The organism is Pseudomonas sp. S30_BP2TU TE3576, from assembly GCF_050436025.1.
In the GTDB taxonomy this organism is placed as follows: domain Bacteria; phylum Pseudomonadota; class Gammaproteobacteria; order Pseudomonadales; family Pseudomonadaceae; genus Aquipseudomonas.
Genome location: NZ_JBNDLK010000001.1, coordinates 600,698 through 614,150 on the forward strand (window position 1 = coordinate 600,698; position 13,453 = coordinate 614,150).

A 13,453-nucleotide genomic window follows, 5' to 3' on the forward strand; every position below is an offset into this window, starting at 1 on the left:
ACCCGCCATCCGACGAACGTTCAATCTTGACGTCTGGAAAATTTGTAGGAATTGTCCCTTTGTGGCGAGGGAGCTTGCTCCCGCTAGGTTGCGAAGCGGCCCTAGTCCTTTGCACCCCGTTTCCTAAGACACACCGCAGTGCCCGGTTTTACGGCGGCAGAGCCGCCGAACGCCTCAACGCCGTCCTGCAATACCTCAACCTCATGGCCTGCACCAGCCTCCCCGACTACGCCGAAAACGACATCAACACCGTCACCAACATTTCGCGAATTCTGCTGCAGGATGTGTTTGGGCTGATTGAGCAACGGGGGATTGAGGTGCCGAAGAAGCAGTGACATTTTTCAAGCGCAAAAAACCTGCATTTCTGCGGGTTTTCAATGGCCACCGTTCAGTTGGCTACAGCAGCCATCAGCAGACTGAGATGCACAAAAGCGGTTTTTGAAAAACGTCTAAAAAATTCATCTCACCGGCCGATTCATTTAGACTCGGCCGTTGGCCCATGGGGCCAGGCCATGCCCTATAACGGATATCCAAGACGCTTTTCATGAAGAAAATAATCAGTTATTTGCGAAATAGTTACTGGAAAAGATGGATTCGCAAACACAAATGCAAAGTGGCGGGCGGTGTATTGTCACTGCACAAAAGATCGACACTGACCATTGAAGAAGGCGTGACGCTTGGGCATGTGGTCATAGAGTCAAAAAAGCTGGAAATCGGTGCGCATACTTATATCCGCAGTGACTGCGTCCTATCGGCGGTCTCCTCCATTGGCAGGTTTTGCTCCATTGGCAGCAGCTGCTTTATCGGTCAACAAAAGAGCTCGCATCCGTTGGACTGGCTCAGTTCACATCCCTTTCAATATACCGACACTGCGCTGGTTTACGACCCGGAGGTTGCGGATATCACGATTGGGCATGACGTCTGGATCGGCCATAGCGCGATGATCCTGGAAGGTGTGAGCATAGGCACCGGCGCTGTCATCGCCACCCGCGCCCTGGTTGCCCATGACGTGCCACCGTACGCCATTGTTGCCGGCACCCCGGCAAAAGTCGTCAAGTATCGGCACACACCCGAGTTGATTGAGGCGCTGATCAACAGCAAGTGGTGGGAGGTTGATATCGAGGTACTCAAGACATTACCGCTCAATGATCCGCAAGCCACTTTGTCTTTGTTGGCCACCCTGCAGAAACAAACGCGCGCCGACTACCAACAGATCGAGATAACCCGCAAAGGGTGCAGTGTTTCGTCTTGAGCAGCGGGAATGACCAACGCTGCACTTCAAGATGCCTGGCTGTAACCAGATTCGAATAAAAAAACCCGCATCAGATGCGGGTTTGAACGGCTGCTTCCTGATGAACCCTGCCCGCAAAGCGGTTATCAGAAGTTCGCCGGCGTGTTCGCGCTGATAATTTCCGCTTCATCCGCCCCGATATTGCGAAACCGGTGCGGCAAGGTCGTCGGGAAGTAATAGCCATCCCCGGCATTCAGCACACTCACTTGCCCATCCACGGTCAATTCAACCGTGCCACGGGTCACCAACCCGCACTCCTCGCCTTCGGAATGCACGATCGGCTCTTCTCCGGAACTGGCACCCGGCGCGTATTGTTCGCGCAGCAGGCGCATCTGCCGGCTTGGCACGGACGCACCGATCAGCAGCAGGCGCAAGCCATGGCGGCCGAGGTCGGGCTGTTCGTTGGCGCGGAAGACGTATTGGTGTTCGCGGGGTGGCTGATCGAAGGTGAAGAAGTCGGCCAGGGACATGGGGATGCCCTCCAGCAGCTTCTTCAGCGAACTGACGGAAGGACTGACTCGATTCTGTTCGATCAGGGAGATGGTGGCATTGGTGACGCCGCTACGCCGGGCCAGCTCGCGCTGGGACAGTTTGTAGCTTTCGCGTACTAATTTGAGTCGTGAGCCCGTGTCCATGACAGCCTTATGTGCGTACTACTTAAGGGTAATGGGGGTGGAGAGCAGGCGCGGATCACGCCGTTTTCCGGTCCCGGAAACGTGAAAGGCGGCTATTAAATCACGTTTGTTGGTAATGCTCAGCAGGTTCGATAAACGGCAGAAAAAATAGCCGTTTGCCATGAAGTCGCACAACCTGTGGGAGCGGGCTTGCTCGCGAAAGCGGTGTGTCAGGCGACATCTATTTTGGCTGATATGGCCTCTTCGCGAGCAAGCCCGCTCCCACAGGGGACAGCGGTGTTTCAGATAAAAAACCGGCGGCACCCTTTTGGAGATGCCGCCGGCGAGGTAAAGCTTAGATGCCGAAACGGTCGCGCAGCGAGTAGTACACGGCGCCCAGGGCGGTCAGCGGTGCCGAGAAGGTGCGCCCGCCGATCATTGGCATGTGCGGCAAGGAGGCAAATGCGTCGAAACGCTCGGCGTCGCCGCGGATCATTTCCGAGATCAGTTTGCCGGCCAGGTGCGAGCAGGTGACGCCGTGTCCGCTGTAGCCCTGCATGTAGTAGGCGTTTTTCTCGATACGGCCGAATTGCGGCATGCGCGACATGGTCAACAGGAAGTTGCCGGTCCAGCGGTAGTCAATCTTCACGTCCTTGAGTTGCGGGAAGGTCTTGAGGATTTTCGGGCGGATCAGTTGTTCGATGTCGTCCGGCTCGCGCGCGCCGTAGACCACGCCACCACCGTACAGCAGGCGGTTGTCGGCGGTCAGGCGGTAGTAGTCGAGCAGGTAGTTGCAGTCTTCGACGCAGTAGTTGTTCTTGATCAGGCTGCGGGCCTGTTTTTCCGACAACGGTTCGGTGACGACGATCTGCGAACCGCACGGCATGCTCTTGCTGGTCACGCGGTTGTCCAGGCCCTGCGGCAGGTAGGCGTTGCCGGCGATCAGCAGGTACTTGGCCTTCACCACGCCTTTTGCAGTGCGCACGGTGATTGGCTCGCCGTAGCTGATTTCCACTGCCGCCGATTGCTCGTAGATCTTGCCGCCCAGGCCGATGATCGCCGAAGCCTCACCGAGTGCCAGGTTCAGCGGGTGAATGTGGCCGCCCTGCATGTCCAGCAGGCCACCAACGTAGGCGTCGGAGCCCACCTCACGCTTGATGTCAGCTTCGCCGAGCAGTGTCAGGTTCTTGTTGCCGTAGCGCTCCCAGCTCTTCTTCTGCTCGGCCAGGCCTTTGAGTTGCTTCTTGTTCATCGCCGCGAAGATGCCGCCGGGACGGTAATCGCACTGGATGTCGTAGTGCTGTATGCGCTGACGGATGATGTCGGCGCCTTCGAAAATCATGCTGCCGAGGACTTCGGCGGTCTTGTCGCCATAGCGCTCTTCGATGACATCGACATCGCGGCTGTAGGAGTTGACCAGTTGGCCGCCGTTGCGACCGCTGGCACCGAAGCCGACTTTGGCCGCTTCGAGTACGGTCACGCTGTAGCCCGCTTCGGCGAGGAACAGGGCCGAGGACAGGCCGGTGTAGCCGGCGCCGATCACGCAGACGTCGCAGTCCACCGCCCCTTCCAGCACCGGGAAATCGCCGGTGAAGTTGCGGGTGGCGGCGTAGTAGCTGTTTACATGCGTTTGTTTCACAGAGCTTTGTTTCATAGGTTTCTCCGATGGCCACCGGCAACGTGCCGGCGACCGCCGTTTAAAAGGTGTTAGAGCTTGATCCAGGTCGCTTTGAGTTCGGTGTACTTGTCGAACGCGTGCAGCGATTTGTCCCGACCGTTACCCGACTGCTTGAACCCGCCGAACGGCGCGGTCATGTCGCCACCGTCGTACTGGTTGACCCAGACGCTGCCGGCACGCAAACCACGGGCGAAGGTGTGGGCCTTGCTCAGGTTGCTGGTCCACACGCCTGCGGCCAGGCCGAAGATGCTGTCGTTGGCAATCGCCAGAGCTTCATCGAAGGTGTCGAAGGTGATGACCGACAGCACCGGGCCGAAGATTTCTTCCCGGGCGATGGTCATGGCATTGGTCACGCCGTCGAAAATCGCCGGTTCCACGTACAGGCCACCGGTGTCTTCGAGGGTGCGAGTACCGCCCGCGATCAGTTCGGCGCCCTGCTCCTTACCGATGCCGATGTAGCGCAACACGTTGTCCAGTTGACGCTGGTCGACAACCGCGCCGACCGTCGTCGCAGGGTCGAGCGCGTGGCCCGGCTTCCAGGCTTGCAGGGCTTCCACCAACAATGGAATGAACTGCTCGCGGATCGAACGCTCCACCAGCAGACGCGAGCCGGCGGTGCAGACTTCGCCCTGGTTGAAGGCGATGCCACTGGCCGCTGCCTGCGCTGCCGCACGCAAATCCGGCGCGTCGGCGAACACCACGTTCGGGCTCTTGCCCCCCGCTTCGGCCCAAACGCGTTTCATGTTGCTTTGCCCGGCGTAGATCATCAGCTGCTTGGCAATCACCGTGGAGCCGGTGAAGGCCAGCACGTCGACGTCCATGTGCAGCGCCAGCGCCTTGCCGACGGTGTGACCGTAGCCCGGCAGGACGTTGAACACGCCTTTCGGGATGCCGGCGTCCAGTGCCAGCTGCGCGATGCGGATCGCGGTCAGCGGCGACTTTTCCGAAGGCTTGAGGATGAACGAGTTGCCCATTGCCAGGGCCGGGGCGAATTTCCAGCTGGCCATGATCAGTGGGAAGTTCCACGGCACGATGGCCGCGACCACGCCGGCCGCTTCGCGGGTCACCAGGCCCAGTTGATCGTGGGGCGTGGCGGCGACTTCGTCGTAGATCTTGTCGATGGCTTCGGCGGTCCAGCGGATCGCATTGGCGGTCGCCGGAATGTCGATGCTCATGGAGTCGCTGATCGGTTTGCCCATGTCGAGGGTTTCGAGCAGGGCCAGCTCTTCCTGGTTCGCCAGGATCAGGTCGGCGAAACGGATCAGGACGCGCTTGCGCTCAGCCGGGGCCAGGTTGGCCCAGACGCCGGATTCGAACGTGCGACGTGCGACGGCGACCGCTTCGTTGGCGTCAGCTTCGTCGGTGCTGGCGACGTTCGCCAGGAAACGACCATCCACGGGGCTTAAGCATTCGAACGTCGCGCCACTGGCGGCCGCGCAGTATTGGCCGTCAATGAATGCGCGACCTTCGATTGTTAGGGACTGGAAGCGTTGCTCCCAGTCGCTGCGAGAAATTGTCATGGTTGTGACTCGACGCAGGGGAATGAGTAGTCGTCGGACTGAATTGAAATGCAATCCCATGTGGGAGCGGGCTTGCTCGCGAAGGCGGAGTATCAGGCGACATCAGTGTTGACTGATCCACCGCTTTCGCGAGCAAGCCCGCTCCCACATTTAATTGGCGGTGTACTCAAGGAGTGCGCACACCGCTCTGGCCATCAAACGGTGTGCAAGTACCAGTTGTACTCAAGGTCGGAGATGGAGTTCTCGAACTCGGCCAGCTCGCTTTCCTTGCACGCCACGAACACGTCGATGTACATCGGGTCGATGTATTTGGCCATGACTTCGCTGTCGTCCAGCTCGCGCAGTGCATCGCGCAGGTTGTTCGGCAGGCTTTGCTCGTTCTGCTCGTAGCTGTTGCCTTCCACCGGGGCGCCCGGCTCGATCTGGTTGGTCAGACCGTGGTGAATACCGGCCAGTACCGACGCCATCAACAGGTACGGGTTGGCATCGGCGCCAGCCACGCGGTGTTCGATGCGCACGGCGTCTGGCGAACCGGTCGGAACACGTACCGCCACGGTGCGGTTGTCGATGCCCCAGCTCGGCGAGTTCGGCACATAGAACTGTGCACCGAAACGACGGTACGAGTTGACGTTCGGGCAGAGGAACGCCATCTGCGCCGGCAGGGTCTCGAGCACACCGCCGATCGCGTGTCGCAGCGCGGCGTTCTGCTCGGGATCCTCGCTGGCAAAGATGTTGTTGCCTTCCTTGTCGAGAATCGAAATGTGCACGTGCAGACCGTTGCCCGCCTGGCCCGGATACGGCTTGGCCATGAAGGTGGTGTCCATCTCGTGGTCGTAGGCGATGTTCTTCACCAGACGCTTGAGCAGAACGGCGTAGTCGCAGGCCTTGATCGGGTCAGCCACGTGATGCAGGTTGACTTCGAATTGTGCCGGGGCACTTTCCTTGACGATGGCGTCAGCCGGGATGCCCTGCTCCTTCGCGCCTTCGAGGATGTCTTGCAGGCAGTCGACGTATTCGTCGAGGTCGTCGATCAGGTACACCTGGGTCGACATCGGACGCTTGCCGGATACCGGCGAACGTGGCGATTGCGGACGACCGTTCACGTTGTCCTGGTCGATCAGGTAGAACTCCAGTTCGAACGCGGCGCAGATAGTCAGGCCCATGTCGTCGAACTTGCGCACAACATTAGCCAGCACTTCACGCGGGTCGGCGAAAAATGGCTCGCCTTCCAGTTCGTGCATGGTCATCAGCAGTTGCGCGGTCGGGCGCTTCTGCCAGGGTTCGATGCTCAGGGTACCCGGGATTGGGTAGCAGATCCGGTCGGAGTCGCCGATGTCCAGACCCAGGCCGGTGCTTTCCACCGTGGAGCCATTGATGTCCAGAGCAAACAGAGACGCCGGCAGGTTGATGCCTTTCTCGTAAACCTTATGAAGACTGGTGCGCTCGATGCGCTTGCCGCGCACCACACCGTTCATATCCGCAATCAGAAGGTCGACGTACAAAACCTCAGGATGTTTCTTAAGGAATGCGTTTGCTTCGTTGAGTTGAACGGCACGCAGAGGGACCGACATGATGCACCTATTTTTTACTGTTAATTATTATGTTCACCGCCCTTTCACGAGCCCAGTCAATCCGAAAGGCAAAGTGAAGTCAATAGCGAACACCTGGCCTTTCAACGTTTATTTTCGGGCCTCTCAGAAGGACAAGAGTGCCAGATACGCCCTCAAACACGCGTAAACCCTGAAGATCGGACGCGCGGCGTTTAGAATTTTTTACATGAGAGTTGTTAATTAAAATCAACAAGGCTAAGCTCCGGAAAAGCTCGTTCAAGTGTGAAACTTCGAGGTGATAAAAATGGCATTCAAGCCATTGATCGGCGTTACTGCGTGCGTCAAACAGATTGGCCTGCACCCCTACCACATCAGCGGTGACAAGTACTTGCGTGCTGTCAGTGTTGCGGCGTTGGGGCTGCCTGTCGTTATTCCTTCTTTGGCTGAACTGACCGAAATCGATGACCTGCTACCGCAGCTCGACGGTCTGTTGCTGACCGGCTCGCCGTCGAACGTGGAACCCTTCCACTATCAAGGCCCCGACAGCGCTCCCGGCACGGAACACGATCCCCAGCGGGATCGCACCACCCTTCCCCTGATCCGTGCTGCCATCGCGGCTGGCGTTCCGGTGCTCGGCATCTGCCGCGGTTTTCAGGAGATGAACGTGGCGTTCGGTGGCAGCCTGCATCAGAAAGTCCATGAACTGCCTGGCTTCCTTGATCACCGTGAAGCCAGCCACCCGGACCTGGCCGTGCAATATGCGCCGGCCCATGCGGTGAACGTGCAGCCTGGCGGTGTGTTCGAAGCGCTGGACCTGCCTGCGGTGTTCCAGGTCAATTCGATTCACAGCCAGGGCATCGACCGCCTCGCACCCGGCCTGCGCGCCGAAGCCGTCGCGCCCGATGGCCTGATCGAGGCGATCTCCGTCGAGCACAGCCCGGCATTTGCCCTCGGCGTGCAATGGCACCCGGAATGGCAGGTCCTGAACAACCCTCCCTATTTGAGTATTTTCCAGGCGTTCGGCGAAGCCTGCCGACAACGGGCGGCACTGCGTCACTCGCGCTGACGACCTGAAACCTGATTCGATCAATTAACGGCCCACCGCGAGCGGGCAGGTGCTTTTGCGTGCCCCGCTCGCGAAAACAACAAACTGCGATAACAACAAGTACGACCCAGGCAGCCAGGACGGCGGCGCCGAATTAACCCGAGCCAGAGTGCAATGCCGGTCAGCCAGATGCAGTCCCCCTGTGGGAGCGGGCTTGCTCGCGAAGGCGGCGACACAGTCAACACAGATGTCGCCTGACACACCGCTTTCGCGAGCAAGCCCGCTCCCACAGGGGCCTGCGTTGAACTGACGGAAATCATCTGATCCGGGTTTGCAATCCACTATTAAGCCGGGCCGTGTTGGCCTGGCGACTGAAACCTGTTGGGAGTTTCACATGGCAAACGCCTCCAGCATTTACAGGAAGGCTATTGAAGGTCACCAGGCACCGAAAAAGGTGTTGGTGAAAGTCGATCGCGTCACCAAGAAATTCGACGAAACCACAGCCGTGGACGATGTGTCCCTGGAAATCCACCAGGGCGAAATCTTTGCCCTGCTCGGTGGTTCCGGCTCCGGCAAATCGACCCTGCTGCGCATGCTCGCCGGTTTCGAGCGCCCGACCGAAGGCCGGATTCTGCTCGACGGTGTCGACATCACCGACATGCCGCCGTACGAACGACCGATCAACATGATGTTCCAGTCTTACGCGCTGTTCCCGCACATGACCGTGGCGCAGAACATCGCCTTCGGCCTCAAGCAGGACCGTTTGCCAGCCGCCGAAATCGAGGCCCGCGTGCAGGAAATGCTGCGCCTGGTGCACATGACTCAATACGCCAAGCGCAAGCCGCATCAATTGTCTGGCGGCCAGCGCCAGCGTGTGGCCCTGGCCCGCTCCCTGGCCAAGCGTCCGAAGCTGCTGCTGCTCGATGAACCGATGGGCGCACTGGATAAAAAGCTGCGCTCGCAAATGCAGCTTGAGTTGGTGGAAATCATCGAACGCGTTGGCGTGACCTGCGTGATGGTGACCCACGACCAGGAAGAGGCCATGACCATGGCCCAGCGCATTGCAATCATGCACCTGGGCTGGATTGCCCAGATCGGTAGCCCGGTCGACATCTATGAAGCACCGGTCAGCCGCATGGTCTGCGAATTCATCGGCAACGTGAACGCTTTCGACGGCACCGTGGTTGAAGACCTGGAAGGTCACGCGATCATCCACAGCCCGGACCTGGAGCAGAAGATCTACGTCGGTCACGGCGTCAGCACCTCGGTGCAGGACAAGTCGATCACCTACGCGATCCGTCCGGAAAAACTGTTGGTCAGCACCGTCAAGCCGGACAACCGCTACAACTGGTCCAGCGGCAAGGTGCATGACATTGCCTACCTCGGCGGTCACTCGGTGTTCTACGTCGAGCTGCCTGGCGGCAAGATCGTCCAGTCGTTCATGGCCAACGCCGAACGCCGTGGTGCGCGTCCGACCTGGGACGATCAGGTCTACGTGTGGTGGGAAGACGACAGCGGCGTGGTGCTGCGCGCATGAAAACCTTCAATCAGCAATTTCTGAGACTGGTCCCCAGCGGGCGCAAGTTCGTCATCGGGATTCCTTTCATCTGGCTGTTCCTGTTCTTCATGTTGCCGTTCTTCCTGGTGATGAAGATCAGCTTCTCGGAAGCAGCCCTGGCCATTCCGCCTTACTCGGAGATCTACACCTACGCCGAGCAGAAATTCCAACTGTTGCTGAACATCGGCAACTACACCTTGCTGGGCCAGGACGAGCTGTACCTCTCGGCCTATCTCGGTTCGTTGAAGGTCGCGCTGTTCAGCACCCTGATGTGCCTGGTGATCGGTTTTCCGATGGCCTACGCCATTACCAAGGCCAGCAAGGAAGCGCAGAACGTGCTGATGCTGCTGATCATGATGCCGACCTGGACCGCGATCCTGATCCGCGTTTACGCGTGGATGGGCATCCTCAGCAACAACGGTCTGCTCAACGCGTTCCTGATGTGGACCGGGCTGACGTCGGCACCGATCGAGATCCTCAACACCAACACCGCTGTTTATATCGGCGTGGTGTATGCGTACCTGCCGTTCATGGTGTTGCCGCTGTACGCCAATCTGGTCAAGCATGACCAGAGCCTGCTGGAAGCGGCGTCGGACCTGGGTTCGAGCACCTTCAACAGCTTCTGGAAAATCACCGTGCCTTTGGCCAAGAACGGCATCATCGCCGGCTGCATGCTGGTGTTCATTCCGGTGGTCGGTGAGTTCGTGATTCCGGAACTGCTGGGCGGCCCGGAAACCCTGATGATCGGCCGTGTGTTGTGGCAAGAGTTCTTCAACAACCGCGACTGGCCTGTGGCGTCTGCTCTGGCGGTGGTGATGCTGTTGATCCTGATTGTGCCGATTCTGCTGTTCAACCGCAGCCAGGCCAAAGAGATGGAGGCACGGGGATGAAACGCTTCGGATTTTCAAAGTTCATGCTGATTTTCGGCCTGTCGTTTATCTACCTGCCGATGCTGATCCTGGTGATCTACTCGTTCAACGCCTCGAAACTGGTAACGGTGTGGGGCGGCTGGTCGATCAAGTGGTACGTCGGCCTGCTCGACAACAGCCAACTGATGGGCTCGGTGGTGCGTTCGCTGGAAATCGCCTGCTACACGGCGGTGGCGGCGGTGGCACTGGGCACACTGGCGGCGTTCGTCCTGACGCGCATCACGCGCTTCAAGGGCCGCACGCTGTTCGGTGGCCTGGTCACCGCGCCGCTGGTGATGCCTGAGGTGATCACCGGTCTGTCGCTGTTGCTGCTGTTCGTGGCCATGGCGCAGATGATCGGCTGGCCGCAGGAACGCGGCATCGTCACCATCTGGATCGCCCACACCACGTTCTGTGCGGCCTATGTGGCGGTGGTGGTTTCGGCACGCTTGCGCGAGCTGGACCTGTCCATCGAAGAAGCAGCCATGGACCTCGGTGCGAAACCGTGGAAGGTGTTCTTCCTGATCACCATTCCGATGATCGCGCCGTCACTGGCGGCCGGCGGCATGATGTCGTTCGCCCTGTCGCTGGATGACCTGGTGCTGGCGAGCTTCGTGTCCGGTCCGGGGTCCACGACCCTGCCGATGGAAGTGTTCTCGGCGGTACGTCTGGGCGTGAAGCCCGAGATCAACGCCGTGGCCAGCCTGATCCTGCTCGCGGTGTCGATCGTGACCTTCATGGTCTGGTACTTCAGCCGCCGTGCCGAAGCCACCCGTAAACGCGCGATCCAGGAAGCCATGGACCAGACCGCCAGCGAATCCTGGCAGCAACCACAACGTGCGGCAGCCACTGCCTGATACTTTGTGGCGAGGGGGCTTGCCCCCGTTGGGTCGCGAAGCGGCCCAAAAACCTGCGATCGAGGCGTATCAGGTATACCGATTTCACAGGTTTTACGACTGCTGCGCAGCCGAACGGGGGCAAGCCCCCTCGCCACAAAAGCTCGCTCGCCACAGATTTTGTGTTTTGAATAAAAAAGAAATGGAGTTGTACCGATGAAAATGTTTGGCAGAACTCTGCTGACACTGTCCTTATTGGGCGCGATCGCCACTGGCGCCCAGGCCAATGACAAGGTTCTGCGCGTCTACAACTGGTCTGATTACATTGGCCCGGACACCGTCAAGAAGTTCGAAGACGAGACCGGCATCCAAGTGACCTACGATGTGTTCGACAGCAACGAAACCCTCGAGGCGCGCCTGCTGGCGGGTAAATCCGGCTACGACATCGTCGTGCCGTCCAACAGCTTCCTGGCCAAGCAGATCAAGGCCGGTGTCTACCAGACGCTGGACAAATCAAAGCTGACGAACTGGAAAAACCTCAACCCGGTGCTGCTGAAAAACGCCTCCGCGAGCGATCCCGATAACGCCCACGCCATCCCGTACATGTGGGGCTCGATCGGCATCGGTTTCAACCCGGCCAAGGTCAAGGAAGTGCTCGGCGCCAACGCCCCGACCAACTCCTGGGACCTGCTGTTCAAACTGGAAAACGCCGAGAAGCTCAAAGCCTGCGGCATCAGTTTCCTCGATTCGCCCACAGAAATGCTGCCGACCGCCCTGCACTACCTGGGCTACCCGGTGAACGATCAGGACAAACAGCACATCGCCGAAGCCGAGGCGCTGTTCATGAAGATTCGCCCGAACGTGGCGTACTTCCATTCGTCGAAATACATCTCGGACCTGGCCAACGGCAACATCTGCGTGGCCGTCGGTTACTCCGGCGACGTGCTGCAGGCCAAGGCCCGCGCCCAGGAAGCCGGGGACAAGGTGAGGATCGACTACAGCATTCCGAAAGAAGGCGCCGCCAGTTTCTACGACATGCTCGCGATACCGCGCGATGCCGCCAACGTCGAAAACGCTTACCTGTTCATGAACTTCCTGATGCGTCCGGACGTGATTGCCGACATCACCAACAACATCGGCTACAGCAACGCCAACGCGGCGGCCACGCCATTGGTCGATGAAGCGATCCGCAACGATCCGGGTTCCTACCCGTCGGAAGCGGTGATGGCGACGTTGTATGCCGTACCGGACCAGCCGATTGCCGTTCAGCGGATCATGACCCGTGGCTGGACCAAGGTGAAGTTGGGTCAGTAGTTCACTCAATTAATCTGCTGAGCCTGACATTGCCATCGCGAGCAAGCTCGCTCCCACAGTGGTTCGTGGTGAACCACTGATGTGTGAACGACGCGCCCCCCTTGTGGGAGCGAGCTTGCTCGCGATGAGGCCCTGACATCCAACACAAATTTCAGCTGTCCCTTTTTCCGTTCATGCAGCGCCTTACCACCGCTGCCTCTCCTGCAGTAGAACGGCCTCACCTGGCTCCCTCGGCTCAGGTGAAGTTTGGCGCCCTCGGGCGCCTTTTTTATTGGGGATCAATCAAAGGCCATTCAGCCAGCGCCCGATAGCGTCCCTTGTGGGATTCGAACAGGGTGAACCGGTCAGCCCGCAGGAAGAACCCGGGCGGCGTAGCGGACTCCGGCACCGGCGCCCGAAAATCCCGCGCCAGGGTCAGGTGCGGACGGTATTCCCTTGGTGCTTCCTGCGGACCAAACGGCAACATCGCCTGCTCCAGGTCATACACCAATCGCAGCAACACCGGGGGCGCCTGCTCCGGCGCGAGCACCAACACCCCTGCCCTGCGCCACACGTCCAGCCGGTCCAGCACCACCGTCAAGCGCTCGCCGGGTTTGCGAATGGATGCCGCAGCGGTGCAGATGTCGGCGATCTGCGCCACACCCACCGCCCCTAAAAACTTCAGCGTCAGGTGAAAGTTTTCCGCCGGCACCGGCCGTCCGTTGCGCAATTGCAGCGCACTGCGCCACTGGGCGATGTCCCGGCGCTGGGCCGGAGCGCAGTTCAGCGCAAAGAACAGGCGCTTGAACGGCTCGCGGGATTCGTCATTCATGCCGCACACCTCTTGGGAAGACTGCCTGAGTGTACTCAACACCCGCTTGCCGGCCAGCGCATTTCTGGCACTGTCCGGCATGCACGTTATAGTTTTAGCATCCCGAAAAACCGGAGGGGGCCATGCGACAGATCATCAGCAAAGAGCCATGGTGGGCCAGCCCGCCCGAGCCCGGCCAGGATGAACTCAAACTGGAATGGGGCTGGCTGGTGCATTACAGCGAAGGTGAGCCGCGCTTCGAGTTCATCCGCGAGCGGCCGACGGACGACGAGATCCGGCAGCGCAAGAGTTGCAGGATCACCCCGACGCCGGAGTGATCCCGCGTCCG

General features: G+C 59.5%; 13 protein-coding genes. 8 read left to right on the top strand and 5 right to left on the bottom strand.

The window, feature by feature from the left end; genetic code table 11:
* Positions 1–74: 74 nt before the first annotated feature.
* Both ABIA48_RS02640 and ABIA48_RS02645 read left to right on the top strand, forming a co-directional pair.
* A complete protein-coding gene (locus tag ABIA48_RS02640; RefSeq protein ID WP_429486937.1) occupies positions 75–335 on the top strand; it encodes a hypothetical protein in 261 nt (86 codons plus the stop codon).
* Positions 336–544: 209 nt separating this feature from the next.
* Positions 545–1,252: a CatB-related O-acetyltransferase gene (locus tag ABIA48_RS02645; protein ID WP_429486938.1), complete on the top strand. Its 708-nt coding sequence runs from the start codon at positions 545–547 to the stop codon at positions 1,250–1,252.
* A gap of 125 nt (positions 1,253–1,377) precedes the next feature.
* Here the strand turns inward: ABIA48_RS02645 and ABIA48_RS02650 are convergent, their stop codons facing one another.
* The 4 genes from ABIA48_RS02650 to ABIA48_RS02665 all read right to left on the bottom strand — a co-directional run bounded on the left by ABIA48_RS02650 (position 1,378) and on the right by ABIA48_RS02665 (position 6,674).
* The gene (locus ABIA48_RS02650) at positions 1,378–1,926 is read right to left on the bottom strand and encodes a cupin domain-containing protein (protein ID WP_007975263.1); all 549 of its coding nucleotides are present in this window, start codon (positions 1,924–1,926) and stop codon (positions 1,378–1,380) included.
* A gap of 334 nt (positions 1,927–2,260) precedes the next feature.
* Positions 2,261–3,559 carry an NAD(P)/FAD-dependent oxidoreductase gene (locus ABIA48_RS02655; protein WP_007982142.1) on the bottom strand — a complete coding sequence of 433 codons (1,299 nt, stop codon included), beginning with the start codon at positions 3,557–3,559 and terminating at the stop codon, positions 2,261–2,263.
* A 53-nt stretch (positions 3,560–3,612) separates the two neighbouring features.
* Positions 3,613–5,103 carry an aldehyde dehydrogenase gene (locus ABIA48_RS02660; RefSeq protein WP_429486939.1) on the bottom strand — a complete coding sequence of 497 codons (1,491 nt, stop codon included), beginning with the start codon at positions 5,101–5,103 and terminating at the stop codon, positions 3,613–3,615.
* Positions 5,104–5,297: 194 nt separating this feature from the next.
* Complete coding sequence (locus ABIA48_RS02665; RefSeq protein WP_429486940.1) at positions 5,298–6,674, bottom strand: glutamine synthetase family protein; 1,377 nt, start codon at positions 6,672–6,674, stop codon at positions 5,298–5,300.
* A gap of 283 nt (positions 6,675–6,957) precedes the next feature.
* On the opposite strand from ABIA48_RS02665, the gene ABIA48_RS02670 reads away from it, so the two are divergent.
* The 5 genes from ABIA48_RS02670 (at position 6,958) to ABIA48_RS02690 (ending at position 12,314) form a co-directional block, all read left to right on the top strand.
* Entirely contained in the window at positions 6,958–7,719 is a 762-nt protein-coding gene (locus ABIA48_RS02670; protein WP_429486941.1) for a gamma-glutamyl-gamma-aminobutyrate hydrolase family protein, read from the top strand.
* A 373-nt stretch (positions 7,720–8,092) separates the two neighbouring features.
* Positions 8,093–9,235 carry a polyamine ABC transporter ATP-binding protein gene (gene potA, locus ABIA48_RS02675; RefSeq protein WP_007982155.1) on the top strand — a complete coding sequence of 381 codons (1,143 nt, stop codon included), beginning with the start codon at positions 8,093–8,095 and terminating at the stop codon, positions 9,233–9,235.
* Positions 9,232–10,146 (top strand): ABC transporter permease subunit, encoded by a 915-nt coding sequence (locus ABIA48_RS02680; protein ID WP_007982156.1) that lies wholly within the window; start codon positions 9,232–9,234, stop codon positions 10,144–10,146. Before potA ends, ABIA48_RS02680 begins: the two co-directional genes overlap by 4 nt.
* Complete coding sequence (locus ABIA48_RS02685) at positions 10,143–11,021, top strand: ABC transporter permease subunit (protein WP_429486942.1); 879 nt, start codon at positions 10,143–10,145, stop codon at positions 11,019–11,021. Before ABIA48_RS02680 ends, ABIA48_RS02685 begins: the two co-directional genes overlap by 4 nt.
* A gap of 195 nt (positions 11,022–11,216) precedes the next feature.
* Positions 11,217–12,314 carry a polyamine ABC transporter substrate-binding protein gene (locus tag ABIA48_RS02690; RefSeq protein ID WP_429486943.1) on the top strand — a complete coding sequence of 366 codons (1,098 nt, stop codon included), beginning with the start codon at positions 11,217–11,219 and terminating at the stop codon, positions 12,312–12,314.
* A 268-nt stretch (positions 12,315–12,582) separates the two neighbouring features.
* On the opposite strand, the gene thpR is transcribed toward ABIA48_RS02690, so the two are convergent.
* Entirely contained in the window at positions 12,583–13,125 is a 543-nt protein-coding gene (gene thpR / locus ABIA48_RS02695; RefSeq protein WP_429486944.1) for an RNA 2',3'-cyclic phosphodiesterase, read from the bottom strand.
* Positions 13,126–13,247: 122 nt separating this feature from the next.
* Between thpR and ABIA48_RS02700 the strand changes: the two genes are divergently transcribed.
* Positions 13,248–13,442, top strand: coding sequence for a hypothetical protein (locus ABIA48_RS02700; RefSeq protein ID WP_046042414.1), 195 nt, complete (start codon positions 13,248–13,250; stop codon positions 13,440–13,442).
* Positions 13,443–13,453 lie beyond the last annotated feature (11 nt).

Bases quoted from the DNA above. Each gene is read 5' to 3' on its own strand.
- ABIA48_RS02645 (WP_429486938.1), top strand. From the start codon at position 545: ATGAAGAAAATAATCAGTTATTTGCGAAATAGTTACTGGAAAAGATGG.
- ABIA48_RS02650 (WP_007975263.1), bottom strand. From the start codon at position 1,926: ATGGACACGGGCTCACGACTCAAATTAGTACGCGAAAGCTACAAACTG.
- ABIA48_RS02655 (WP_007982142.1), bottom strand. From the start codon at position 3,559: ATGAAACAAAGCTCTGTGAAACAAACGCATGTAAACAGCTACTACGCC.
- ABIA48_RS02660 (WP_429486939.1), bottom strand. From the start codon at position 5,103: ATGACAATTTCTCGCAGCGACTGGGAGCAACGCTTCCAGTCCCTAACA.
- ABIA48_RS02665 (WP_429486940.1), bottom strand. From the start codon at position 6,674: ATGTCGGTCCCTCTGCGTGCCGTTCAACTCAACGAAGCAAACGCATTC.
- ABIA48_RS02670 (WP_429486941.1), top strand. From the start codon at position 6,958: ATGGCATTCAAGCCATTGATCGGCGTTACTGCGTGCGTCAAACAGATT.
- potA (WP_007982155.1), top strand. From the start codon at position 8,093: ATGGCAAACGCCTCCAGCATTTACAGGAAGGCTATTGAAGGTCACCAG.
- ABIA48_RS02680 (WP_007982156.1), top strand. From the start codon at position 9,232: ATGAAAACCTTCAATCAGCAATTTCTGAGACTGGTCCCCAGCGGGCGC.
- ABIA48_RS02685 (WP_429486942.1), top strand. From the start codon at position 10,143: ATGAAACGCTTCGGATTTTCAAAGTTCATGCTGATTTTCGGCCTGTCG.
- ABIA48_RS02690 (WP_429486943.1), top strand. From the start codon at position 11,217: ATGAAAATGTTTGGCAGAACTCTGCTGACACTGTCCTTATTGGGCGCG.
- thpR (WP_429486944.1), bottom strand. From the start codon at position 13,125: ATGAATGACGAATCCCGCGAGCCGTTCAAGCGCCTGTTCTTTGCGCTG.
- ABIA48_RS02700 (WP_046042414.1), top strand. From the start codon at position 13,248: ATGCGACAGATCATCAGCAAAGAGCCATGGTGGGCCAGCCCGCCCGAG.